The organism is Paenibacillus sp. FSL R7-0333, assembly GCF_038000365.1.
GTDB classification, from domain to species: domain Bacteria; phylum Bacillota; class Bacilli; order Paenibacillales; family Paenibacillaceae; genus Paenibacillus_AQ; species Paenibacillus_AQ silagei.
Map to the genome: position 1 here is coordinate 2,998,985 of NZ_JBBOBZ010000001.1, position 22,571 is coordinate 3,021,555.

The 22,571-nt window shown below is 52.6% G+C and carries 25 protein-coding genes; 16 read left to right on the forward strand and 9 right to left on the reverse strand.

Annotated features, from left to right (window positions below; translation table 11 throughout):
• Positions 1-56 precede the first annotated feature (56 nt).
• The 6 genes from MKY86_RS12315 (at position 57) to MKY86_RS12340 (ending at position 6,050) form a co-directional block, all read left to right on the forward strand.
• A complete protein-coding gene (locus tag MKY86_RS12315) occupies positions 57-416 on the forward strand; it encodes a BlaI/MecI/CopY family transcriptional regulator (RefSeq protein ID WP_076074475.1) in 360 nt (119 codons plus the stop codon).
• On the forward strand, positions 413-1,840 hold the full coding sequence (locus MKY86_RS12320; RefSeq protein ID WP_076074477.1) for a M56 family metallopeptidase: 1,428 nt from the start codon (positions 413-415) through the stop codon (positions 1,838-1,840). Before MKY86_RS12315 ends, MKY86_RS12320 begins: the two co-directional genes overlap by 4 nt.
• 114 nt (positions 1,841-1,954) lie before the next feature.
• Complete coding sequence (locus tag MKY86_RS12325; protein WP_076074480.1) at positions 1,955-3,166, forward strand: chromate transporter; 1,212 nt, start codon at positions 1,955-1,957, stop codon at positions 3,164-3,166.
• A 245-nt stretch (positions 3,167-3,411) separates the two neighbouring features.
• Positions 3,412-3,588 (forward strand): ribbon-helix-helix protein, CopG family, encoded by a 177-nt coding sequence (locus tag MKY86_RS12330; RefSeq protein WP_200869585.1) that lies wholly within the window; start codon positions 3,412-3,414, stop codon positions 3,586-3,588.
• 27 nt (positions 3,589-3,615) lie between these two features.
• Positions 3,616-4,743: a DNA polymerase III subunit beta gene (gene dnaN / locus MKY86_RS12335; RefSeq protein ID WP_076074485.1), complete on the forward strand. Its 1,128-nt coding sequence runs from the start codon at positions 3,616-3,618 to the stop codon at positions 4,741-4,743.
• Between the two features lie 377 nt (positions 4,744-5,120).
• On the forward strand, positions 5,121-6,050 hold the full coding sequence (locus tag MKY86_RS12340; protein ID WP_076074908.1) for a phosphotransferase: 930 nt from the start codon (positions 5,121-5,123) through the stop codon (positions 6,048-6,050).
• Positions 6,051-6,104: 54 nt separating this feature from the next.
• Here MKY86_RS12340 and MKY86_RS12345 read toward each other — a convergent pair whose 3' ends face one another.
• The gene (locus tag MKY86_RS12345) at positions 6,105-7,520 is read right to left on the reverse strand and encodes a metallophosphoesterase (protein ID WP_076074487.1); all 1,416 of its coding nucleotides are present in this window, start codon (positions 7,518-7,520) and stop codon (positions 6,105-6,107) included.
• Between the two features lie 277 nt (positions 7,521-7,797).
• Between MKY86_RS12345 and MKY86_RS12350 the strand changes: the two genes are divergently transcribed.
• Positions 7,798-8,397: a nitroreductase family protein gene (locus MKY86_RS12350; protein WP_036729316.1), complete on the forward strand. Its 600-nt coding sequence runs from the start codon at positions 7,798-7,800 to the stop codon at positions 8,395-8,397.
• Positions 8,398-8,476: 79 nt separating this feature from the next.
• Positions 8,477-8,671 carry a hypothetical protein gene (locus MKY86_RS12355; RefSeq protein ID WP_076074490.1) on the forward strand — a complete coding sequence of 65 codons (195 nt, stop codon included), beginning with the start codon at positions 8,477-8,479 and terminating at the stop codon, positions 8,669-8,671.
• Positions 8,672-8,785: 114 nt separating this feature from the next.
• Here MKY86_RS12355 and MKY86_RS12360 read toward each other — a convergent pair whose 3' ends face one another.
• A complete protein-coding gene (locus tag MKY86_RS12360; protein ID WP_076074492.1) occupies positions 8,786-9,979 on the reverse strand; it encodes a peptidylprolyl isomerase in 1,194 nt (397 codons plus the stop codon).
• A 254-nt stretch (positions 9,980-10,233) separates the two neighbouring features.
• Positions 10,234-10,569, reverse strand: coding sequence for a LytTR family transcriptional regulator DNA-binding domain-containing protein (locus tag MKY86_RS12365; RefSeq protein ID WP_036729308.1), 336 nt, complete (start codon positions 10,567-10,569; stop codon positions 10,234-10,236).
• 184 nt (positions 10,570-10,753) lie between these two features.
• On the opposite strand from MKY86_RS12365, the gene MKY86_RS12370 reads away from it, so the two are divergent.
• Positions 10,754-11,860, forward strand: a complete 1,107-nt coding sequence (locus MKY86_RS12370) for a lactonase family protein (protein WP_076074494.1) — start codon at positions 10,754-10,756, stop codon at positions 11,858-11,860.
• 128 nt (positions 11,861-11,988) lie between these two features.
• Here MKY86_RS12370 and hfq read toward each other — a convergent pair whose 3' ends face one another.
• On the reverse strand, positions 11,989-12,210 hold the full coding sequence (gene hfq, locus MKY86_RS12375; RefSeq protein WP_051478328.1) for an RNA chaperone Hfq: 222 nt from the start codon (positions 12,208-12,210) through the stop codon (positions 11,989-11,991).
• A 112-nt stretch (positions 12,211-12,322) separates the two neighbouring features.
• On the opposite strand from hfq, the gene MKY86_RS12380 reads away from it, so the two are divergent.
• Positions 12,323-12,994 carry a phosphatase PAP2 family protein gene (locus MKY86_RS12380; RefSeq protein WP_076074496.1) on the forward strand — a complete coding sequence of 224 codons (672 nt, stop codon included), beginning with the start codon at positions 12,323-12,325 and terminating at the stop codon, positions 12,992-12,994.
• Positions 12,995-13,086: 92 nt separating this feature from the next.
• On the opposite strand, the gene MKY86_RS12385 is transcribed toward MKY86_RS12380, so the two are convergent.
• Positions 13,087-13,587: a hypothetical protein gene (locus tag MKY86_RS12385; RefSeq protein ID WP_076074499.1), complete on the reverse strand. Its 501-nt coding sequence runs from the start codon at positions 13,585-13,587 to the stop codon at positions 13,087-13,089.
• A 193-nt stretch (positions 13,588-13,780) separates the two neighbouring features.
• Between MKY86_RS12385 and MKY86_RS12390 the strand changes: the two genes are divergently transcribed.
• On the forward strand, positions 13,781-14,836 hold the full coding sequence (locus tag MKY86_RS12390) for an FUSC family protein (protein ID WP_076074501.1): 1,056 nt from the start codon (positions 13,781-13,783) through the stop codon (positions 14,834-14,836).
• An 85-nt stretch (positions 14,837-14,921) separates the two neighbouring features.
• On the forward strand, positions 14,922-17,279 hold the full coding sequence (gene helD, locus MKY86_RS12395; protein WP_076074504.1) for an RNA polymerase recycling motor HelD: 2,358 nt from the start codon (positions 14,922-14,924) through the stop codon (positions 17,277-17,279).
• Positions 17,280-17,362: 83 nt separating this feature from the next.
• Here the strand turns inward: helD and MKY86_RS12400 are convergent, their stop codons facing one another.
• From MKY86_RS12400 to fsa, 3 genes are all read right to left on the reverse strand, one after another.
• Positions 17,363-18,559, reverse strand: coding sequence for an MFS transporter (locus tag MKY86_RS12400; protein WP_076074507.1), 1,197 nt, complete (start codon positions 18,557-18,559; stop codon positions 17,363-17,365).
• A 12-nt stretch (positions 18,560-18,571) separates the two neighbouring features.
• The gene (locus tag MKY86_RS12405) at positions 18,572-19,015 is read right to left on the reverse strand and encodes a MarR family winged helix-turn-helix transcriptional regulator (protein ID WP_076074509.1); all 444 of its coding nucleotides are present in this window, start codon (positions 19,013-19,015) and stop codon (positions 18,572-18,574) included.
• 152 nt (positions 19,016-19,167) lie between these two features.
• Positions 19,168-19,815: a fructose-6-phosphate aldolase gene (gene fsa / locus MKY86_RS12410; protein ID WP_036694437.1), complete on the reverse strand. Its 648-nt coding sequence runs from the start codon at positions 19,813-19,815 to the stop codon at positions 19,168-19,170.
• Positions 19,816-19,949: 134 nt separating this feature from the next.
• Here fsa and MKY86_RS12415 point away from each other — a divergent pair, with 134 nt between their 5' ends.
• Both MKY86_RS12415 and MKY86_RS12420 read left to right on the forward strand, forming a co-directional pair.
• A complete protein-coding gene (locus MKY86_RS12415) occupies positions 19,950-20,513 on the forward strand; it encodes a hypothetical protein (protein ID WP_076074512.1) in 564 nt (187 codons plus the stop codon).
• Positions 20,497-21,051 (forward strand): macro domain-containing protein, encoded by a 555-nt coding sequence (locus MKY86_RS12420; protein WP_076074515.1) that lies wholly within the window; start codon positions 20,497-20,499, stop codon positions 21,049-21,051. The genes MKY86_RS12415 and MKY86_RS12420 overlap by 17 nt, the downstream gene beginning before the upstream one ends.
• Before the next feature lie 34 nt (positions 21,052-21,085).
• Here MKY86_RS12420 and MKY86_RS12425 read toward each other — a convergent pair whose 3' ends face one another.
• Positions 21,086-21,283, reverse strand: a complete 198-nt coding sequence (locus tag MKY86_RS12425; RefSeq protein WP_036729275.1) for a hypothetical protein — start codon at positions 21,281-21,283, stop codon at positions 21,086-21,088.
• Between the two features lie 125 nt (positions 21,284-21,408).
• Between MKY86_RS12425 and rpiA the strand changes: the two genes are divergently transcribed.
• Together rpiA and MKY86_RS12435 are read left to right on the forward strand one after the other, a co-directional pair.
• Positions 21,409-22,089: a ribose-5-phosphate isomerase RpiA gene (rpiA, locus tag MKY86_RS12430; protein WP_340827803.1), complete on the forward strand. Its 681-nt coding sequence runs from the start codon at positions 21,409-21,411 to the stop codon at positions 22,087-22,089.
• On the forward strand, positions 22,058-22,564 hold the full coding sequence (locus tag MKY86_RS12435; RefSeq protein WP_143803515.1) for a VanZ family protein: 507 nt from the start codon (positions 22,058-22,060) through the stop codon (positions 22,562-22,564). Before rpiA ends, MKY86_RS12435 begins: the two co-directional genes overlap by 32 nt.
• The last annotated feature ends 7 nt before the right edge of the window (positions 22,565-22,571 follow it).

Consider the following 22,571-nt stretch of genomic DNA (forward strand, 5'->3'; position numbering starts at 1 on the left):
GCAATAGACTTAACGTCATTAGGTCTACTGCAATAAACTTATAAGGAGTGAACAGGATGGAGCCCTACAAATTATATGATGCTGAATATAAATTCGCTTGCCTGATCTGGGATCATGAGCCGATTAATTCTACAGAGCTGGTGAAGCTGAGCCTCTCGGCGCTGGGCTGGAAGAAATCCACGACCTATACCGTGTTAAGAAAGCTATGTGAGCGGGGAATTCTCAGAAACGAGGGGGCCATGGTCACAGCTGTCATCCCGAAGTCGGAGGCGCAGCGGCATGAGAGCCAGACGGTAGTGGACAAAGCCTTTGGCGGGTCGTTGCCGCAGTTTTTGACTGCTTTTCTCGTGGATAAGAAATTGTCCGCGAAGGAAGCGGCAGAGCTGAAGAGGATTATCGAGGAGGCCTCCCAATGACGAACCTGTGGATCAGCATTCTGAACATGAGCATTACTGCCAGCTATGTAGCCGTCGCCGTAATGCTGGCGAGAGTTCTGCTGCGGCGCGCCCCCAAGCTCTTCTCCTATATGCTGTGGTCCGCAGTAATGATCAGGCTGATCCTGCCTGTCAGCTTCACTTCAAGCTTCAGTATCCTGAGGCTGGCAGGGCCTGCAGGCTCGTCCGGCACAGGGCAGCTGCAATTCGTTCCGAAGAACATAGGGAGGCAAGCGCAACCTGCATTGGACACCGGAACAGGTTCAGCAGGAAGCCTGTGGAACAGTCTGCTTCCGCCGGTAACACCGTCAGCAAGCGTGAATCCGGTGCAAGTCATCCTGTGGGCCGGCAGTATGATCTGGCTGACAGGTGTTATAGTACTGCTCCTGTACAGCGTGTTCTCTTATGTGAGAGTCATGCGCAGTGTCCGTACAGCAACAATTGTGAAGGGGCATGTCTTTGAGACGGACCAGATCATGATTCCGTTCGTATTCGGCTTCTTGAAGCCAAGGATCTACATCCCGGCCGGGATGAGTGAACAGGAGCTGTCCCATATCCTGCTGCACGAGCAGACTCACATTAACCGGCGGGATTACCTGATCAAGCCGCTGATGTTCCTGCTGGTCATTCTCCATTGGTTCAATCCGCTGATGTGGCTGTCTTTTGTGCTCATGAGCAAGGATATGGAGATGTCCTGCGATGAAGCGGTGATCCGGAAGCTGGGTCCGCAGGTTAAAAGCAGTTACTCAGGCTCCCTGCTGGGATTTTCAACCCGCCGGAGCGGTCTTATGACCGGCAGTCCGCTGGCTTTTGGAGAGAGCAGTGTAAAGGCACGGATTAAGCATATTCTTGCTTACCGCCAGCCGACTTCGGGGAGTGTGGCCGCTTTTACCCTCGTCCTTGTGATCCTGCTGATTGGATGTACCGCTAATCCCAAGCCTGTGCAGCGTCCGTCGCAGCAGCTATATTCCGGTTATACGGTGGATCAGCTGCTGGAGAATAAGACAAAGTATATTGGCGACGCCAGCAAGGTCACAGCGCTGCTTGGTGCAATGCCGCTGCCCCAGGGACTGGAGAGGGCAGGCATTGAGCTGACAACCGGCTCCCGCCCGTATGAGTTAACCATCAATTATACAGTGAACGATATTAAGGGAATGTGGAACGATGAGCTTCAGGCGTTAAGCCGGGAGCCTCTCCTGCATAATTCGATCCTGCTGTTCAGCCTGATTGATAACGCGGATATTATTAATTACTCACTTGCGGATGAAGGTATAACTTACAGCTTCACGTTCGCCAGAGAAGAGATGGATAAGCTGCTTGGAGAGGATGTCCGCCCTTATGGAGCGGATGAAGCTGGCCTTCGTAAGCTGATTGACCGGATGGAGAGTGTCAAGCTGACTCCTTAAATGCCGATTTTCACAGCATATTTACGAAACACTGCTGCACCTTTTATCCAATGCTTGAACGCGGATGATAATCTGGAATGAGGTGTACATTCTGGAGGCAAGGGAGCAAGAGGTATGCAAGCAGAGAAACAGACGGTACCGGGAGAACATTGGAAGGGGAAGGCTGGAACTTTACTTGAGATCCTGTTTGTATCGGCCCAATTGGGTCTTACCTCCTTCGGCGGACCGGTCGCCCATCTGGGTTATTTCCACAATGAATATATCCGCCGCCGGAGATGGATGGATGAACGAAGCTATGCGGATCTGGTTGCGCTCTGCCAGTTCCTTCCTGGGCCGGCGAGCAGTCAGGTAGGGATTGGCATCGGGATGATACGGGCAGGCTGGCTGGGCGGGTTGGTCGCTTGGTTGGGCTTCACTTTGCCTTCCGTCCTTGCGCTGGTCGCGTTTGCCTTCCTGCTGCAGGGCTATGATATTGCCGATGCAGGCTGGATTCACGGTCTGAAGATCGTAGCTGTAGCAATTGTTGCCCAGGCCATCCTTGGCATGGGGCAAAAGCTGACCCCGGACCGGGAAAGAGTAGCCATCGCGGTTATAGCGGCAGGTGTTACATTATCATGGCAGACGGGCTACAGCCAGATTCTCACGATTACTGTAGCGGGCATAGCCGGGGTATGGCTGTACCGCCACAGTTCTACGGAGAACGTGACAAATCTTCCGATCCCCATCCGCCGGTCGTCTGGCATCGTTTGTTTAGCATTGTTCGGCGTACTCCTGATAGCGCTCCCGTTCCTTAGAGGGACGGCTGAGGCGGGACCGTTAGCGATATTTGACAGCTTTTATCGTTCCGGTGCTTTGGTGTTCGGCGGTGGACATGTCGTGCTTCCGCTGCTGGAACAAGAAGTTGTTCCTACCGGCTGGGTGAGCATAGCGGATTTCCTGGCGGGATACGGGGCCACGCAGGCTGTACCGGGTCCGTTGTTCACTTTTGCAGCCTATCTCGGGGCAATGACCGCCGGTGTTCCCGGAGCCATCGTGGCCACGTTCGCGATTTTCCTGCCAGCCTTTCTGCTGGTTGCGGGCGCATTGCCTTTTTGGAACAGCTTAAGAAGGAGCCCCCGGATGCAAGGAGCCTTAACCGGAATCAATGCTGCTGTGGTAGGAATACTGCTTGCCGCCTGGTACGACCCCCTGTGGACAACAGCCATCCTCGCACCGCTGGACTTTGCCCTGGCTGTCACTCTGTTCGTGATGCTGGTCTTCTGGAAGCTGCCGCCTTGGTTGGTTGTGGTGGCCGGTGCGGCGGGAGGAATGGTGATCGGGTGGTGACTTAACCGTATAACTCATGGAATGCTCCATGTTGAACTGGCCTTTGCTTAATTGAGAGGTCAGTTTTTTGGTATACAGCCAGGTTATCATTCATTCGTAACATTGTAAGCCCATAAGTCATGTGGTAAAATAATAATAGAAATATTGAAAAAGGTAACCTAAATCAAAAAAAGAGAGGACTAATTAAATTGACTCAAAATGATTTAAAAATAGGTCTTTCTAATAAAGAAGGTCAATTAGGGTTCATGTCTGCAAGAGGAGGTCCCCGGGAGGGAGCAGGCCGCAAGAACATAGGTGTAACGAAAAAAGTCTCGGTAACCTTAACTAGTGAGCTTTGGGAGAAGGTCGAACAACATTGCGCAGAGCATAAATTGTCCCGGTCGGAGCTTATCCGATCTCTGATTGAGTCTACCGATTTGTAATGTAGCTTATGGAAGCGGGTGAAGTCAGTGCGGATCAACGTAAGCAAGGATATTCTTATCAAAGCTCTTCAGCAAGTGCTTAAGGCTGTACCTGCAAACCAACGGATTCCCATACTGGCAGGGGTTCATATACAAGCTCTAACCAATGAACTGATAGTTACCGCAAGCAATAACAGTATGACTATTCAGTACCATATTCCCCAGGAGAATACCTCTTTGACGGTTCAGAGAATTGGGGAAGTAGTTGTTCCGGCGAGGTATTTCTGCGAAATAATACGTAAGTCTGATTCTGGGATGATTACTTTGGAAGTCGACAGACCCTTACGGCTCACTATCTCCTCAGAACATACACAAATTCGGTTATGTGGAATGGAAGCTGTAGATTATCCGGCGATACATCCTGCTGAGAATCATGCTGCACTTAAATTAGCAGTTAATAATCAACTATTGAAGGCTTCTATCTTACAAGTGGCAGGAGCGGCTTCTTCATCAGAACGTAGGCCTGTGTTGACTGGGGTGTCTTTTCAGTATCGAAATCATCGGCTACAGTTAACGGCTACTAACGGTATTCGTCTGGCTTCCCGGACTATAGATATGGAACATGATGCTGAGATGGAGAGACATATTATTATTCCTGGCAGAAATTTAGTTGAAGCGGTTAAAATCATGGACGGCGAGGACAGAACAATAGAAGTTGAAGTAACCAATCGTCATGTTAGATTCACTGCTAACCATATTATGGTTCAGTCTGCTTTAATTGAGGGGGAGTACCCGTCCCTGCACCATGTGATTCCGCACACTTTTATAACAGAGATTACAATTGGAACAGCTCCTTTGTTAAAAGCGGTAGAACGGACGACTGTATTGGCGAGCGAAAGTATTATAAGGTTAGAGACAGCTGCCGACAGACTACGGTTGTTATCCCAAACCGCAGAAATCGGAGATATTGAGGACGAAGTATCTATACTCGAGAAGAACGGGGAGGATTTCACGATCTCGCTAAATGGAAAGTATGTTGCAGACATTCTACATGGTACGAGTAGTGAGTTCATACGCTTGAGATTCACCGGCAAAATGAGCCCGATAGTCATACACCCGTTGAATGATCTTTCTGCAACTTTTTTTCTAGTTACTCCAGTGCGAACCGCAAAGTAAGCGTAAGGCATAGCCCTGTTATCCGTAAATTAAAAGCAAAAAGAAGCGGAGGGGAAATTTGGAGCTGTAGGAGCGATAGAGTCCGCCTTTGTCACCGGATTTCTACCACGAACAGTGGTTTAAATCAAGAAATCTGGGGACAACAGCGGCCGGAAGTCCAAATGTTCACCGCAGCGCCGACCCTGCTTCGAGTTCGAAAACTATGTATGCCGATTTTTTTCAAGACCTAATTCAACATAATAACAGAACGCAAAGAAACAGTCTATATTTTTTTCCGGGAATGGAATAGAGTGGAGTAGCCGGCAATACAAGAAGAAGTGGAGTGTGGTTACTTGAAATTTCATTGTCATCTGGAGGCTGCTGCGTTGCAGGAGTATGTGGAGAAGGTCTTCGGTACGCGTTATACCGTCGCTAAGGTCAGTAAGATGGAGGGCGGTGCCCAGAAGGTGGTCTATAAGCTCGACTGCAGCAATGGCTTCTCCTGTATTCTGTATGTGTGGGATCTTGCCATGAATTATTTTCAAGAAGAAATCGTTAATCATAATATACATGCTGAGTCCTACGGGAGCGAATTATTTGAGAGCAATAACAGGTTCCTGACGGAGCATGCAATCCGTACGCCATTACTCTATGATATGAACAGGGACAGAGACCGGTACGATTTCGATTATGCACTGGTTGAATATGCTGCCGGACAAGATGCCGAGGTGTATTTCCAACATCCCGATAACAAGGTTCAGGATAAAGTCTTCCGGCAGCTGGGAGAGATGACTCACGCCATGCATAGGATTCAGAGCAGTACCTACGGTAAACCGGATCAGACTGCGCCTAACAACAAACAATGTCATCTGCATCAACTATACAATGGGATAAAACAGCTATCTTATGCCGCAGAGCATGTGGAAGCCATCCGTAAGAATCAAGGGAAGCTGCTCGACAAACTATATAGTCTGGAGTCCAAAATAGTACCCCGAAACAGCTACGGATTCATTCACGGGGAGCTTGGACCCAACCATGTGATCGTTACGGATCAGCTGGAGCCTTGCCTGATTGATATTGAAGGAGCCGAATTCTATGATATTGAACACGAACACAGCTTCCTGGAGATGCGTTTTGGGGAGCACTACCACTATCTGAACCATGTTCAGCTCGATGAGAACCGGAAGCTATTCTATAAGTTCCATCATCATCTCTCATTAGTCGCAGGCGGGTTGAAGTTAGTTCACCGAGGTTTCCCTGACCAGCAACTCGCACAAGGAATTGCCGATCGTCATGCTCACTGTGCGCTCCAGTTTATAGAAGCATAAGCCTAGAGCAAGCCTCTCTTTCGTATACCGTAAGGGAGGCTTTGCTGTTGTCTGCTATTGTGTAGTCAGAATCATCTCCAGCGAGGTATTGCTCACTTCTGCATGCTCCGCCATACTGCGGATATATCCGGACATGAAGCCGCCCTCCATACTCTCCCACAGCTTGAATCCCGGCATCGCCCGGATCTCCTCCAGCGAATCAGCAGCGTTCCCGGCAAAATACTTCACGTTCAGCTTCGACATCACCTCAGCCATCGATTGCTTCTGCGTCTCCGTGAAGCTGCTATCCTTCAGCTTGTTCATCGCTTTGTCATATGAGTTCTCTGCGAAAATCTGCTCCGCATACGCTTTGAAGTTCAGCAGGTGCGGATCAGTCTTGTGGTTGGCCTTGGCCCAGCCGTCAACATCTACTTGAGCGGTGTGGTAGGTCACGGCCCGTGAAGCGGGATCGAAGGTCATTCTGCCGTACTGGTGCGGATTCACCGCCATGGCGCTTGTAGCAATATCATAGACAGGCAAGGCCGGATCTATCGAGGCTTCTGGAGGATCGCGGCGGATATCCTGCATATGAATATGCCCGGATAATACCAGGTTTAGCCCATTCCTGCGAAAAGCCTTCATCGTCTCCTGGCTGTTGTTGAGCTTGAACCCGGAGACGGCCATGGAGGTATGGCTCAGCAGATTATGATGCATCACGGTAATCACAGACGCATGCTCCTGAGCGGCCCGCTTCACATTGTCGTCGATCCAGGCAAGGGTGGAGGGCAGCAAGCGCCCGTCGGTCTGCGGAAAATTATATTCTTCGTTATGTGCATACTGGGCACTATCAAGCATCAGCAGCCACAGGCCGGGTGCTGCCTTCACCGCATAGCTTAAGCTGTCCGCATCGCGCGAGACCGCCTCGTTATATCCGAAATCATCATAGATGCGCAGGAAATCCTCTACATTAATATGCTTGGCAACGACCTGCTTGTCACCGTCGAACGATCTGGCCCAGGGGTTGTTGATATCATGGTTGCCCGGAGTCACGTAGACTCGGGTTCCCGCAGCCTCCATCCGGTGCAGCTTCGCGGCCAGCTCTTTATGACTGCCCGCTTCACCGTTATTCGTGAGGTCGCCGCTCAGAATGAGGAAGGCCGGCTTGTTCTGTTCCACATCCCGGACCAGAGCTTCGGTCAGCTCATCGCTGTAAGGAAGCATTTTGCCATCGCCGCCTGTGACATAGGTCTGGAAGGCCTGACCGCCGTCCTCCAGGGCTTTGTCCAGATAATGCGTATCGGTGGCGACCCAGAAAGATACAGGTTCTCCGGGTTCTGCAGCAGGGGTCACGGCCTCAGCAACTGCTGGAACAGTGTTCAAGGCAGAAGAAGCGGAGTCTTCACACCCGCTGAGGATGAGGATGGAGGAGAGGAGCATCATTAAGGTGAGCTTCACCGTATGGATTGTGCGGTTATGAAGAGAGGTGCGCATGGCTTAACCTTCTTTCTGTATTTTAGCTGAATCATTGTAGCTTATTTATGACCGGGTTGTATATACGATATGTTAGCCGTTGTTTCTAAACCTCCAGAATAGCTTATAGAAAATAGTGGAAGGTGCATAAATGAACGCAATTCAGCGACACTAAGAGCGGTTATACAAATAAAGAGCTGGTACAGGAAAAAGTTGTGAATGATGTGTTGTATTCAGGTCGGAGAAGTGTTATGATTAAAAAAAGTAAGTTACTTAATTAAATGGAGGTAGTTATTTTATGTCTAAGACTTTTTTTGAAGCGGTAAAAGGCAGACGTTCCATATACGCCATCAGTAAAGAATCCCCAATCTCTGATGAACAAATTCAGAAGATTGTAGAAGAGGCTGTTCTACATAGCCCAACTTCCTTCAACTCGCAAAGCTCCAGAGCTGTAGTATTGCTGGGCGAACAACATGATAAGCTGTGGGATATTACAGCAGAAACCCTGCGTAAGATCGTTCCTACTGAACAATTCGAAGGCACGGCTCAGAAGCTGTCCTCTTTCAAGGCCGGCTACGGCACTGTGCTCTTCTACGAAGATCAGGCAGTGGTGAAGCACCTGCAGGAGAACTTTGCACTGTATGCTGAGAACTTCCCGATCTGGTCCAACCAATCCTCAGGGATTCTGCAATATGTAGTATGGACTGCCTTCGCCGAAGAAGGTCTGGGAGCCTCCCTTCAGCACTATAACCCGCTGATCGATGATGAAGTGAAGGAGACCTTTGGTATTGCTGCGGACTGGAAGCTGATTGCCCAGATGCCATTCGGTAACATCCTGACGCCTCCAGGCGAGAAGGAATTCCAGCCGATTGAAGAGCGCGTGAAGGTAATTAAATAAGCAAACCCTGCGGTAAGCAGTTTAGAACCTCCCTGATCCGGCTAAGTATGAATATAGCCCGTTCAAGGAGGTTTTTATAATGCCATGGGATAAAGATAACTACCCGGATTCACTGAAGAACTTCATGGCCCCCGTTCGCAATAAAGCGGTAGAGATCGCCAATGCGCTGCTGGAGGACGGATATGAGGAGGGGAGGGCCATCGCTATTGCCACTGCACAAGCCAAGGAGTGGGGCGAGAATCGCGATAAGCAGATCCGCAAAAAGGATCACTGACCGCTCTGCCTGGACTCCGTTGGTGAGGCGTCCATCTGGACATAAGCAAAGAGGACAAGCGGTTATCCGCCTGTCCTCTTTGTAATTATAGCTTGTACACCAATGCGCTATTCGTTATTTCGTTGCAGGAGCTTCCGTTGCAGGAGCTTCTGTTGCAGCAGCAGGTGCTTCACTGGCTGCCGGAGTAGCAGATGCATCCGGTTTATCGGTCAAAGTATTCGTGATTTTGGCATTCTTGTTCAGATCAGCGAGCCAGGTGGAAGACATCTCGGATACCTTCTGTGACATCAAGGTCTTCTTGATTTCGTCTTTCTTCTCGGCAAGTGTATATTCTTTGGCTTCCTTACGGTCGGTAACCTTGATAATGTGGTAGCCGTAATCGGATTTCACTGCACCGCTGGTTTCGCCAACCTTCAGCTTGAAGGCTGCATCGGAGAACTCAGCAACCATGTCTCCGCGTTTGAAGAAGTCCAGATCGCCGCCTTTGTCCTTCGAGCCGGTGTCAGCGGATTTTTCCTTAGCCAGTGCGGCGAAGTCTCCGCCTTCTTTGAGCTGCTTAACGATGGCTTCTGCTTCTTCCTTGGTCTTCACCAGGATGTGGGAAGCACGGACTTCTTCCTCCTGATTGTATTTCGCTTTGTTTTCTTCGAAATACTTGGAGATTTCATCATCGGTAACCGTTACCTTTGGTTCTACCAGCTTGCGGATTTCAACCTGGAGCGGCATTTGCTTCTTCAGGTCTTCAATGGTCATCGAGCTCTGCTGCAGAGCGTTATTCAGAGCTTCCTCGCCGCCGAACTGGGTTTTGAGGTTCTCAATCTCTTCATTGATGTCTGCATCGGTAACTTTAATGTTAGCTTTCTTGGCTTCCTGGCCCACCAGCGTGGTGGTAATCAGGTTTTGCAAGGTGGATTCCCCGCCGGCTTCAACCAATTTATCATACAGCTGCGCTTTGGTGATGTCTGTTCCATTCACGGAAGCAACTGCAATTTTGCTGTCATCTTTCTTGAAAGGTTGTACAATCAGCACTACGATTAGCGCTGCTGCCAGTACGAGCGATGCAATCATCCAGCCTTTGCCGCCGCCGGATGGAGCAGGTGAGGAAGGAGGAGTACCGCCGCCGCCGACTTTGTTCATCACGGGAACGCTTTCTTCAACTCTTGGAGCTGTTCGTACAGGTTCCTGCGGTACAGGGGCTGTTCCGGCAGGTTCAATAACTTCTTCCGGAGTACTCACAGAAGCGTCGTTCTCTTCCGGCGTAATGCCGTTTTCTAGCTTGTCATTTTCATTGAAATCTTTTTTGTCCATTATAATTAATGACTCCCTTCAATATAGGTGGTGCCTGTCTTTCTACAACTTTACCAGAAAACAGAATTCCAAACCTTAAGAAAGTATAAAAAAGCACAATTACTTTTTAAGATTCCATTAAGAAACAGGTAAAACACAGGAAAAACCGGAGCAGCACGGGTGTCCCCATATGCGCTCCGGCCTGATGAGAGAGACTGTAATGATTCGAATAGAATAGTACCAAGGTGTAAGAGCTGTGCGGATAACGCTCCGGCTTAAGAGCTCAGTCCCCTAAGCAGATGACGGATGTTCTCCTGCTTGCGTCTTGGAACCCGTACAGACTTGGCATAGAGGCCCATTTCACCGAAGTAGATGCAGTCGTCCTCGATGGAACTGATCTTGTTCAGGTTCACGTAGCAGCCGCCGTACACATGATAATAGCTGTTGCTCGACAATAAGCGGTTCAGTTGCTCGGCAGTCATTCTCTTTTTAATATTGTAGTTTCTGCCGTGAAAAATGACCAGGTCATGGTCCCCGACCTTAAAGAACAGAATGTCTGTCTCCACCTCGAAGTCCTCATATACATTTCTGGCTTCCAGCAGGCTGCTCATTCGTGTTCCCCCTTTATCTTGATTAATAACATTAATGTTAGCGCTTTCATTATATCATACTCTGTTTGCTTTGAGAAGTCTTATTTTTGAAATATTTTTTGTCATTTTTTCCGTTGCATTTGTCATCTCTCACGAAAAAATGTAAATTATATAGATGGCTATTTAACTTGAGGAGGAATTCTAGATGAACGAGAAGACGAAGCTGCTGTTATTTACCGGTTCATATGCCACCGCAGAAGAGAGCGGAGTCCAGGTGTTTGCCTTTGACGGTGAAGCCGGAGGCACGCTGGAGCGGCTGGATACCGCAGAAGGCCTGACGAATCCTACGTTCGTAAGTGTGGACCCTTCCGGCCGGAAGCTGTATGCCATAGGGGAGAAGCCGAACGGTACGGGGGGCAAAGAAGGGGAGGTTATAACCTTCGCTATCGATCCTGAGACAGGCAAGCTGAGCGAATTGCAGCGGATTCAGACTATGCCTTCGGAAGGCAAAGGCCAGAGCACGACCTGTAACATTAACCGGGATGTGAGGAATGAACATCTGGTCGTATGCAGCTATCACGGGGGATCGGTCGGACTGCTTAAGCTGGACCAGAACGGACTGCCTGTAGCATTGACGGATATCGCTCAGCATAAGGGACATGGCGGGACTCCGGGCCAGGACCGTCCCCATCCGCATTCTGCCATCTTCAGCCCTGATGGACGCTACCTGTTCGTCTCGGATCTGGGACTGGATCTGATCCGCAGCTACCGGATAGATACAGAAGCGGGAACCTTTGAAGCGATTGGAGATACCCCGCTGCATGCCGGGGCAGGACCGCGGCATTTCGTGTTCCATCCAGACGGGAAGTCCGCTTATGTCATTAATGAGCTGGATAGCACGGTGACATCCTTCCTGTATGATGCTGCGGCAGGAACCCTTAAGACGGCTGCTACCGTATCCACACTGCCTGATGGATATGGGGCCAGCCAGAACAGCTGTGCAGAGATCACCTTCTCCAAGGATGGCAAATATCTGTACGGCTCGAACCGCGGACATGACAGCATCGTTCAGTACACTGTGAATCCGCAGACGGCCGGGCTGACCCTGGTAGAGCATGTATCCACCAGAGGCGGACATCCCCGCCACTTCACGGTTACACCGGATGGCGCCTATCTGATTGTTGCCAACCGGGACGGCAATAATCTGGTTGTCTTCTCTCTGGACGAAGGCAGCGGCCGCCTGAGCTTCACTGGCAATACAGCTGAGCTGTCGAAGCCGGTGTGCGTGATGCCGGCGGTCTTCCCTGCGTAGGACAGGCAGCCTGGCCCTAAGGAGACAAAGGCAAAAGGAACACCGGGATGCTGCTCCGGTGTTCCTTTTGAGTTCCTGAACGGTTCATTTGTAGTAGCTTAGGTTAGAATGTGCGCCGTGCAGACAGCTTATTTGAGTGAGACGGGCTTCAGCGGCACCACGGTAGAGACTGCCGATTTGAAGAGTACATTCTGTCTCCCGTCACCCTGACCCTGCAAGGTGATCGTATAAGCGTCATAAGAGGTTACCAGTCCCTGCATTTTGACTCCGTTAGTTGTAAAGATCGTCACAGGCATCTTTGTTGAGATGCACTGGTTCAACAAACGTTCCTGCAATTTTAGACTTTCCACTTGGCAGCACTCCATCTTTAATTAAAATAATTTCTCCAGGCCATTATAACACGGGACAGACCTTCCCAGGAAATGTGTTCATAAGGCCTGACAAATAGGCAAGGGGGTAGTTATGCTATATTATCATTACTGGTCCCGCGGATTCCGGCGTTTTATATGGTTTTTGCTGGCTTTTATCCTGATCGCATTACTGGTTAAGCTGGGCGGAGCCCAGGGCTTCGACCATGCGGTGATCCGGTTCGTGCAATCGATGGAAGCTCCGCCGCTGACCGCGCTGGCCAAAGGCTTATCCCTGGTCGGCTCCTCGAAGCTGGCGGTCGGGATCTCTCTGCTGACTATGCTCATCTTGTTCTTCGCGCTGAAGCACCGGCTGGAGCTTGCCCTGTTCCTGTGGGTGGGCCTCGGCTCCCAGCTGCTGAACACGCTCTTGAAGCTGTGGTTCCACCGGGAGCGTCCCACCATTCACAGGCTGATTGAGCAGGCAGGCTACAGCTTCCCCAGCGGACATTCAATGGCGGCCTTCTCGTTATACGGGGTCATTGCCTACCTGCTCTGGAGGCATATGCGCAACCGGAGCGAGCGGTTTCTGCTGATTCTGTTCACTGTGCTGATGACCGGGGGGATCGGCTGGAGCCGGATTTATCTGGGGGTGCATTATCCGAGTGATGTGATCGGCGGCTATGCCGCGAGCGGAGCCTGGCTGATGCTGTCGGCGGCCTGCTTCGAGGCTTACAGGAACTATAAAGCGAATCCGCGTAACACAAAGAATGCCCGGAAGAAGTAACTCCGGGCATTCGGTGCCTGTTCTGTTGCATACTGCTTCTATCATTAGGAGGACGGTCTGGCTTGTCTTCCTTGGTGACGATGCCTTATAGTTCAGGGGGCCTTCGTTGCAGCCGGCGGCGGTGACGGCTTGCCCTGGTGAAGCTGGGCTACGCGGCTGAGACTGCGCTTTATCAGCGTTGGCAGGCCCGGCTTCAGCTTCGCCGCGTCTTCCTGCGTCAGCTTCCCATCCTTGACGAATCCATCCAGCTTCAGGCTGGCGGCATCGCTCAGCTTCTGGACATACTGGTCTTCGCTCCAGCCCTTCTTCTCCTGGGCCAGACCCGCCAGGGTCTTACCCGATTTCAGGCTGGCAATCAGCTCCTCACGGCCCATTCCGAGCAGCTCAGCCGTTTCGCTGATAATGAAATGGCCTCCGGCCCTGAGATTCCGGTCCCCGCTGCGGTGAGGGGGATGCTCTTTGCCGGTATGCGGTGAGGCCGGGGGAGGGGTAGCTGTGCCTTTGGGAAGCTGCTCGCCGAAGGCGGCGGCTGGAGACAGGGCAAGCATCATGGCTGCTGCCCATGCGGTTAGGGTTCGGGTCGTTTTTTTCATGGATACACCTCTTCTGTTGGTTGTAGTTACTACCCGGTATAACAGTATTCCCTGAAAGCTGAAAGAATCCTGAAGCCCGGCTTAAGACATACTAAAATTCGCCAGCGCAGTTCATGGGTAATAACAAGATATACATAAAGGATGAACATCCGCAGTAATTATGATAAGCTTCAAGCTCTTGGGAGGGATGGACTTGGCTTTCGGTGCCCGCATACTCAAAACAGGAATGGCCGTAACGCTTGCCCTTTATCTGTCCGTTCTATTCAACTTCGCCTCTCCTGTCGGTGCGGCTATTGCGGCAATCTTTGCTATGCAGCCCTCCATATACAGATCATGGCGGTATTTCCTCGATCAGATCCAGACCAGTACGATGGGGGCGGTGATAGCGCTGCTTGGCGGAATGCTGCTCTCCAATGAACCGATTGCGGTTGGACTGGTATGCATCCTGGTGATTATGATCAGCATGAAAATGAACCGCGCCGACACCATCGGCCTGACGCTGGTCACCGTCATCTCCGTCATGGAGGCTTCAGGCCAGTGGCAGTTCGCGTTAACCCGGTTCCTGCTGACCCTGACCGGGATCTTGTCGGCTTTTATTATCAATATCTCTGTATTCCCGCCGCAGCCGCGCAAGCAGTACATCCAACAGATCGAGAATGTGTTCACCAGTCTGTCGCTGCTGCTGCGGACGGCGGTGTCACATGAGATGAAGGAAAGTGTGTTCCGGGATGAGAAGAACGGCCTGGAGGGCTCCATTAAGGCGCTGGCTGACAAATACGCCTTGTTCGAGGAAGAACAGAAACAGCTCCGCAGGGCTAAATACAGTCAGACGAGGCAGATGGTAGTCTACAAAAACCTGCTGAATTCCCTGCAAAAGGGCTATCAGGTGCTTGAGGCGATTGACCGGCATTATTTCCAGGCCGACCGGACGGAGCAAACGGATGAGCTGTTCGACCGCCATCTGGAGCAGCTGATTAAGTATCATGAGTACATTCTGCTGAAATTCGAGGATAAGCTGAAGCCGGGAGCCAATGACTCCGAGCCGCTGGCGGAGGACAATGACCGCTTCCTGAAGTCCGCCATTAACGGGTATGATCCGCAGAAATCCGGGCAGCTTCGGCTGTCGGTGGTGGCTGCGGCCATCTATGACTACGGCTATCAGCTGGAGCGTCTGGATAAGGTGGCTGACCAGATCCACCGGATGAACGCAGACGACAAGGAAAGTGCAGTGCTTAGTGAGAAAATTTAGAGCGTAATGAATATAGCAAAAACTTGTAAAACGACTACAGAGTTGGTAACATTGTTACTCAACCTTCCGAAGGGGATGAAATGAATTGGATAAACATGATCACGAGTGGCAAAAGGAGCAGGAGCGGGTAAACGGCATCACCAAGCTGCTGTCTACCCATATCCGGCTGCTGTCAGAGGAGCTGGGGCTCCACCGCACGGATGTCGTGGATATGCGTAAAGACTTCTGGGAAGAGGTCACAGTGAACTTCAGCAGCCCCGACGACCTGGGGGAGACTTCAACCAGTCTGCGGCAGCAGGCACAGATTCTGAACGAACGCGAACGCCATCATCTGCAATCCAGCAAGGCGCTCAAAAAATATAAAAAGCTGGTGGTATCGCCCTATTTTGGCCGGATTGATTTCTCGGAGGCGGGGGATGCTGCGGCTGACACCATCTATCTGGGCATCGGTTCGCTGATGGAGGATAACGGAACCTTCCTGATCTACGATTGGCGTGCGCCTATCTCCAGCCTGTATTATGACGGGGCGCCGGGACCTGCATCCTATGAGACGCCGGGCGGACAGATTACAGGCACCATGGAGCTTAAGCGGCAATTCGTGATTGATAACGGTGAGATTGAAGTCATGTTCGACACGGGTGTTACCATCGGCGATGAATTGCTTCAGCAGGTACTGAGCCACAGCGCCGATGACCGGATGAAATCGATCGTAGCCACCATCCAAAAGGAGCAGAATGCAGTCATCCGCAATGACCGGAGCCGGATGCTGGTTGTGCAGGGAGCCGCCGGGAGCGGCAAGACGTCAGCGGCGCTCCAGCGGGTAGCCTATCTGCTCTACAAGTACCGTGAGGTGCTTCAGGCGGATCAGATGCTGCTCTTCTCGCCGAATCCCTTGTTCAATAGCTATGTATCTACTGTGCTGCCTGAGCTGGGGGAAGAGAACATGCAGCAGACCACCTTCCAGATGTACCTGGAGCACCGGCTGGGCCAGGAATTTCAGCTGGAGGATGTGTTCAGCCAGACGGAGAGTCTGCTGAATGCCCCGGACGGGGAGGAAGCCTACATCCGCCGGGAAGGTATTGCATATAAATCGTCGGTAGCCTTCCTTAGCGCCATCCGGCAATACGTGAATCTGCTGGAGCATGAAGGCATGCTGTTCAAGCCATTGATGTTCCAGGGGAAGGCTGTTGCCACTAAGGAAGAGATGGAGCGCCAATTCTACAGCTATGACCCGGGCATCAAGCTGGCGAACCGGATTGAGCTGATGACGGGCTGGCTGCTCAAAAAAATTGCGGCCTTCGGCGCAGAAGAGCGGAGTGCGGCATGGGTAGACGAGCAGATTGAGCTGATGGACAACAGCGATTATCAACGGGCCTATAACCAGATGCGCCGTAAGGGCGGAGGGCATAACGACAGCTTCGATGATTATGATGCGGAGCGGATCCTGCTTGCCCGCTACGTGGTCAGCCAGCGCCTCAAGCCGCTGCGCGGCTGGACCAAGCGCGGACGCTTCGTGGATGTGAAGGCGCTGTACAGCCGCTTATTCGAGGGTCGTGAGCTGATAGAGAGCCTGAATACCCGCCAGCCGCTGCCTGAAGCATGGGATGAGATCTGCGCGCAGACGCTGGCTGCGATTAGGGGCAACGAGCTGGCCTATGAAGATGCGACGCCGTTCCTGTATTTGAAGGAGCTTAGCCAGGGTTTCCGGACGAACACGCTGATCCGTCATGTTATTGTGGATGAGGTGCAGGATTACTCGCCGTTCCAGCTGGAATTCATGCGCCGCCTGTTTCCCCGGGCCAAAATGACCGTGCTCGGCGACCTGAATCAGGCCATCTATGCCCAAGGCGAGGTGCTGGGAGATCTGGCCGGACTGGTGAGTATCTACGGCGAAGAGAACACCGAGGTGATCTCGTTGACCCGCAGCTACCGGTCTACGTATGAGATTGTTGAATTCACGCGGGCGATGATTCCCGGCGGCGAGAAGATCGTACCCTTTAACCGCCGGGGGGAGGAGCCGCTCCTGACGCTGGTGGGCAGTGAAGACGATCTGCTCTCCTCAGTGGAGCAGGATGTGCTTAAGCTTCATGCGGAGGGCTATCATTATGTGGCCGTAATCTGCAAGACAGCAGAAGAGAGCGCACAGGTACACCGTGAATTGGAGAAGCGGCTGCCGGTGCGGCTGGTCACGAAGGAAACGCCTAATTTTCAAAAAGGGACGCTGGTGCTTCCGGCCTACCTCGCCAAGGGCGTCGAGTTCGATGCTGTAATTATCTATGACGGTTCCGCTGAGAAATACGGGCGTGAACATGAACGTAAGCTGTTCTATACCGCTTGTACCCGGGCGATGCATCTGCTTCATATCTACAGTCTGGGACAGCCAAGCCCGTTCCTGCCTGCTGCTGTGCGTGAAACGGTTACGGCTGGTTCGCAGGAGAAGTGAGTAACAGCTGTACAGACAAAATAAACCGCCTGCGCGTGTGATGCGAGGCGGTTTTGTCTATCCCACGGAAGTGTAGCATCCAGCTATCCCTGTAGGGCAGCTTTACGCTTACTGTTCTGCCGGGTCACGAGTACCAGAAGATAGACAGCGAGCAGCAGGAGAGGCGCCAATATCGAATACCGGTACATTACGGCGTAGCTGGTGAACATGGCGACAGCGCCAAGCAGCATGGAGCCGATGGCGACACCGAGATCCAGGGAGTTCAGGAACATTCCGTTGGCTAACCCGCGCTGGCGCGGTTCGACAGACTGGATCATCCAGGTCTGGAGCGCAGGCTGCATGGAGCCGAAGCCGAAGCCGTAGCATAGAGCGGCCGGGAACAAGCCCACCGTTGTGGAGGCGAAGGAGAGCAGCAGCAGACCGGCGATAATGAACAGGCTTCCTGGGATGAGCAAGGCAGCCGCGCCATAGCGGTCGTAGATTCTGCCGGAGAGCGGCCGGATCACGACAATGGCTACGGCATTGAACAGGAAGAAGTAAGCGATATGCTGGAGGTGCTTCTCTTGCCCGTAGAGCGCCAGGAAGCCCAGCAGCCCGCCGTAAGAGATGGATAGGAGGAAGTTAAGCAGGCAGGGAAGCAGCAGCCTGCGGTATGGATTGCTTCCCGCAGCTGCAGCCGGAACTGCGGCCGGCTCCAGATGTCCGCCAGGCAGTGTTTTCGCCAGGCGGAAGCCCATCGGCAGGATCAGAGCAAGCGCGACAGCCGTCCCCAGCAGCAGGGACCCGAAGCCTGGTCCTTGCAGGAGGCTGAGTCCGATTAGCGGGCCAGCCGACATGGCGAGGCTAGTGGATAATCCGAAATAACCCATGCCCTCACCCATCCGGCGGATGGGGATGACATCGGAGGCCATGGTCGGGAACGCCGTGCTGGCCATGCCGAAGCCTATGCCGAACAGGATGCGGAACAGCAGCAGGGTGAAGATGCTGCCTGCGAAGTAATAGCCCGCCACCGCAGAGAGGGCAATGGCAAGGCCGAGGAAGATCAGCAGGTTGCGCCCGCCCTTCTCCATGGCCTTGGCCGAGAAGAGGCGGGAGGCAATGGCACTGAAGGCGAACAGGCTGGTGACAAGGCTAACCTGCACGGGTGAAGCATGCAAAGCACTTTCCGCATAAGCAGGAAGGGTAGATAAGGTCATCTGCAGTCCTATGAACAGCAGAAGGTTGCAAAGGGTCAGTGTGATGAAGGATGTGGTCCATAGACGTTCAGAGGATTGATTCAAGTGGGTAGACTCCTATTCCTGATGTATATTTCCGGTGTTGTGATAGATTTGCTCCAGCATACTGCGGAGATCTTCAAGCTGCTGCGGCTTGAGCCCGGCTACAGCCATATCTATAGTCTGCTGCTCCAGTGCTATAGTGTTCTCAATTAACGCCCGTCCCTCTCCGGTGGCAGAGAGCTGGAACGCCCTGCGGTCCTCGGGGTTGGCCGTTTTGGTAATGAAGCCTTTCTTGAGCAGGAGCTCCACGATCCGGGCGGTGGTCGGCTGGTCTTTGGCAGAGGCAACGGCAACCTCCTTCTGGTTGACTCCGCTGCGGTCACAGATCATCAGCAGGGTGGACCATTGCTCGGGTGTGATGTCATACGGCTTCAGCGCCCGGGCGAAGCTCACTGAGATTCTCCGGTGGGTCGAGCCCAGCAGGAAGCCGAGGAATTGCTGTGGAGAGGAAAGAGTCATAAATGAACTGCTCCTTTGTATTTACTTGTTACAACAAGTATAAGCATAACAAGTAAATGAGTCAAGGATGAATGGGGTCCTTCCAATCTGACAACACCAAAAAAGCCCCGCTCCGCATGATGCGGAAGGGGGCTTGAATGATTTGCTTTGTTTTAAACCTGTGGAACCTTCTCCCAGTCCTTCAGGAAGCGTTCGATACCATTGTCGGTCAGCGGGTGCTTCCAGAGTGATGGCAGGAGTGAGCCCGGGATGGTAGCGATGTGAGCGCCGGCAATGGCAGCTTGCTCCACATGGGCGATGTTGCGGATACTGGCGGCGATGATCTCGGATTTCAGGTCGTAGTTGGTCAGAATCGTCTTCAGATCCTTGATCAGCTTCATACCGTCTACACCGATATCATCCAGACGTCCGACGAACGGACTGATATAAGTAGCTCCTGCCTTGGCGGCCATGAGGCCTTGAGCAGCGGAGAATACGAGGGTTACGTTGGTTTTGATGCCTTTTTTGGTCAGTTCATAACAAGCTTCCAGACCATCTTCGGTCATAGGCAGCTTGATGACCACGTTCGGAGCCCATTCTGCGATCTCGTAAGCTTCCTTAAGCATCTCTTCAGCCGTAAGACCGATAACCTCAGCGCTTACAGGACCAGGGACAATAGCTACGATCTCCTTGATTACATCCTTAAACAATCTGCCTTCCTTGGCGATCAGCGACGGGTTCGTCGTTACGCCATCCACTAATCCGAGGCGGGTAATACGTTTGATTTCCTCAATATTTCCGGTATCCAAGAAAAATTTCATTTCCAGGTATCCTCCCTTGATTTCGTATGGATTTGACAAAACAGCAGGCTCCACTTCATTATGAGACATGCCACGTGAAGTTTCAACTGTTAATTTGAATCTCTCAAAATAACTTTATGGAATCGGCGCAAAAAATGGTTTTTACGCGGGTAGGACCATTCACGGTTACTTCTGTCCATGATACTATAGAAGCGGTATTGTTCATTACAGGCGATGGGCTGGTGACAGGGATGTATACTTTAATTGCGGGAGTGGTGCTGTTTCTGCTGGTCACAGCCGGAATTATTGCATATCAGAACAGCAGAATTCTTGCGGAGCAAGAGACGGATGCTTCCAGAGCGCATACCGGCAATCTGATGTACTCGGTATATAATCAGAGGTTCTCTGCGGGCGAGGAGCTGCCGGAGGCGGTGCCGTTGTTCCAATTCACGGTGGTTGAGCCCGGGGAAGAGGACCTGCCGGAGGCAGAGGCGGGAACAACCCGTGCCCTGTGCAGGGTTGCCGCTGGTACGGGTGAGCTGGTGTTATCGGATGCGCAGAATTATATGCTGGGCATTCTCCGCCAGGCCGCAGTGCAGGGGGGCCGGCTTACGTATGTTTCTTTTTTGGGGAAGGCTGCCCGCAGGGGTGAAAAGGAACTGATTCAGGCGCTGGAGACTGCGGCGAAGGAGGAGACCAGCTATGCAGATCAACGTTAATGATGTAGTCCTGTCGGTGCATGAAGGCGACATTACCTCCTGGCAGGGCGAGATGATCGTCAATGCCTCGAACTCCGGTCTGTATGGAGGCGGGGGAGTGGACGGGGCTATACACCGGGCCGGGGGCCCGGAAATTGCAGAGGAATGTGCGGTAATCCGCCAGAAGCAGGGCGGTATTCTTCCCGGCGAAGCAGCGCTCACCGGTGCCGGCCGGCTTGCTTTTCGCGGAGTGATACATACGGTGGGGCCGATCTGGAAGGGCGGTACGGCTGGTGAAGCGGCTGTGTTGGCGAGATGCTATAAGAGCAGCCTTGATCTGGCTTGCGCCCATGGGGTCAAGAGCCTCGCTTTTCCGAATATCAGCACGGGTGTTTATAGCTTCCCGAAGGAGCTGGCCTGTAAGACGGCGCTGGAATCAGTCATTGGGTATGTCCGCGCCAAGAGCCCGGCAGAGCTCCCGCTGCGGCAGATTGATTTCGTCTGCTTCGAGCATGAGAATGCCGGGCTGTACGAGGCCATGCTTGGGAATTATAGCTGAACGGTAAAAGCCTGTCGGGGCAGAAGCCCGGAAGTCAGGCGTGATACTTGCCTACGGGTGCGTTCAATACCCATTCCAGCATTAGAATCAGATCTTCCAGCCTGGTCAGCTGGGCGTCTAGCGCGGCCCTCTGCGGGTCACCGGGGGGCAGGGGAGCCAGCCGCGACTCGAGGGATCTGCGCTGGAGCGTCATTTCGTTGATTTTGGATTGGATTTGGTTCTCGGTTCTCATGCCGATGCCTCCTGATGGATTATTAGTGTCAGGCTGATTAGTAAGGCTAAGAATTCCTTGTGGACGGGCACAGCCCATTCCACTTCGTTCATTATAACGGATAACATGGAGGGAATAAAATGAGTATCAATGTGAAACAGCTGGCAGCGGAGAAGGCAGTCGAATATGTGAAGGACGGTATGAGGGTGGGCCTGGGAACAGGCTCCACTGCTTACTGGGCCATCCGCAAGCTGGGGGAACGGGTAAGCGGGGGCTTGCAGATTACAGCCGTTGCTACTTCACAGGCGTCTGAGGACCAGGCCCGTGAGCTGGGCATCCCGCTGGTAGCGTTCAGTGATGTGGACAGCCTCGACCTGACGATTGACGGGGCGGATGAGCTGGACGGGGCGCTGCAGCTGATTAAGGGCGGGGGCGGTGCGCTTTTGCGTGAAAAGATTGTCGCTATGGGTAGTGCCCGCATGATCGTTGTGGCCGATGAGAGCAAGGCGGTGACCACGCTCGGGAAGTTCCCGTTGCCGGTGGAGATTGTGCCGTTCGCCTGGGAGTGGACGGTTGCCGCTCTCGCTAAGCTGGGCTGTAAGACGGAGCTGCGGCGCAGCGGAGAAGACCTGTACAAGACGGATAACGGCAATTATATTGCGGACTGCCGTTTTGAAGCGATTGAATCGGCGGCAGAGCTGGCACTTGCCCTCCAGCGTATTCCGGGAGTTGTCGAGCACGGCCTCTTTATCGGAATTGCAGATCTGGCAATTATCGGCAAGAAAGACGGCACGATTGAGATTATTGAAGGTGGCCAGGATCGCTAAGCCGCGTACAAGTCTCCGGAAGGGGAAGGCCGCTACAGTCAAGCAGGCGCTTCCACCCGGACGCCGGTTCCTGGCCTGGCTGCTGCTGATTACCTATAGCGGAATGCTGCTGTACTGGATGTTCATCGGGTTCGGACGTACGGTTCAGCTGGACGGGCCGCTCCGTTACAATCTTGAACCGCTACGGACAGTGCGTTTATACTTTGACATGACCAATGGATTATCGTATGCCAGCAGGCTGGTGAATCTTCTGGGGAATGTGGCGGTATTCGTGCCTTTTGGCATTCTGCTTCCGCTGGTGGTGACCGGTTACCGTTCTTTTATCCGCCTGACGCTTCTGTCTGCGCTTGGCATCATTATACTGGAGCTGCTGCAGATGCTGCTGCATGTCGGGAGCCTGGATATCGATGATCTGCTGCTTAACCTGGCGGGTGTGTGGACGGGGTACGCGCTGCTGCGGCTGGTGCGGGGATAGCGGAGGT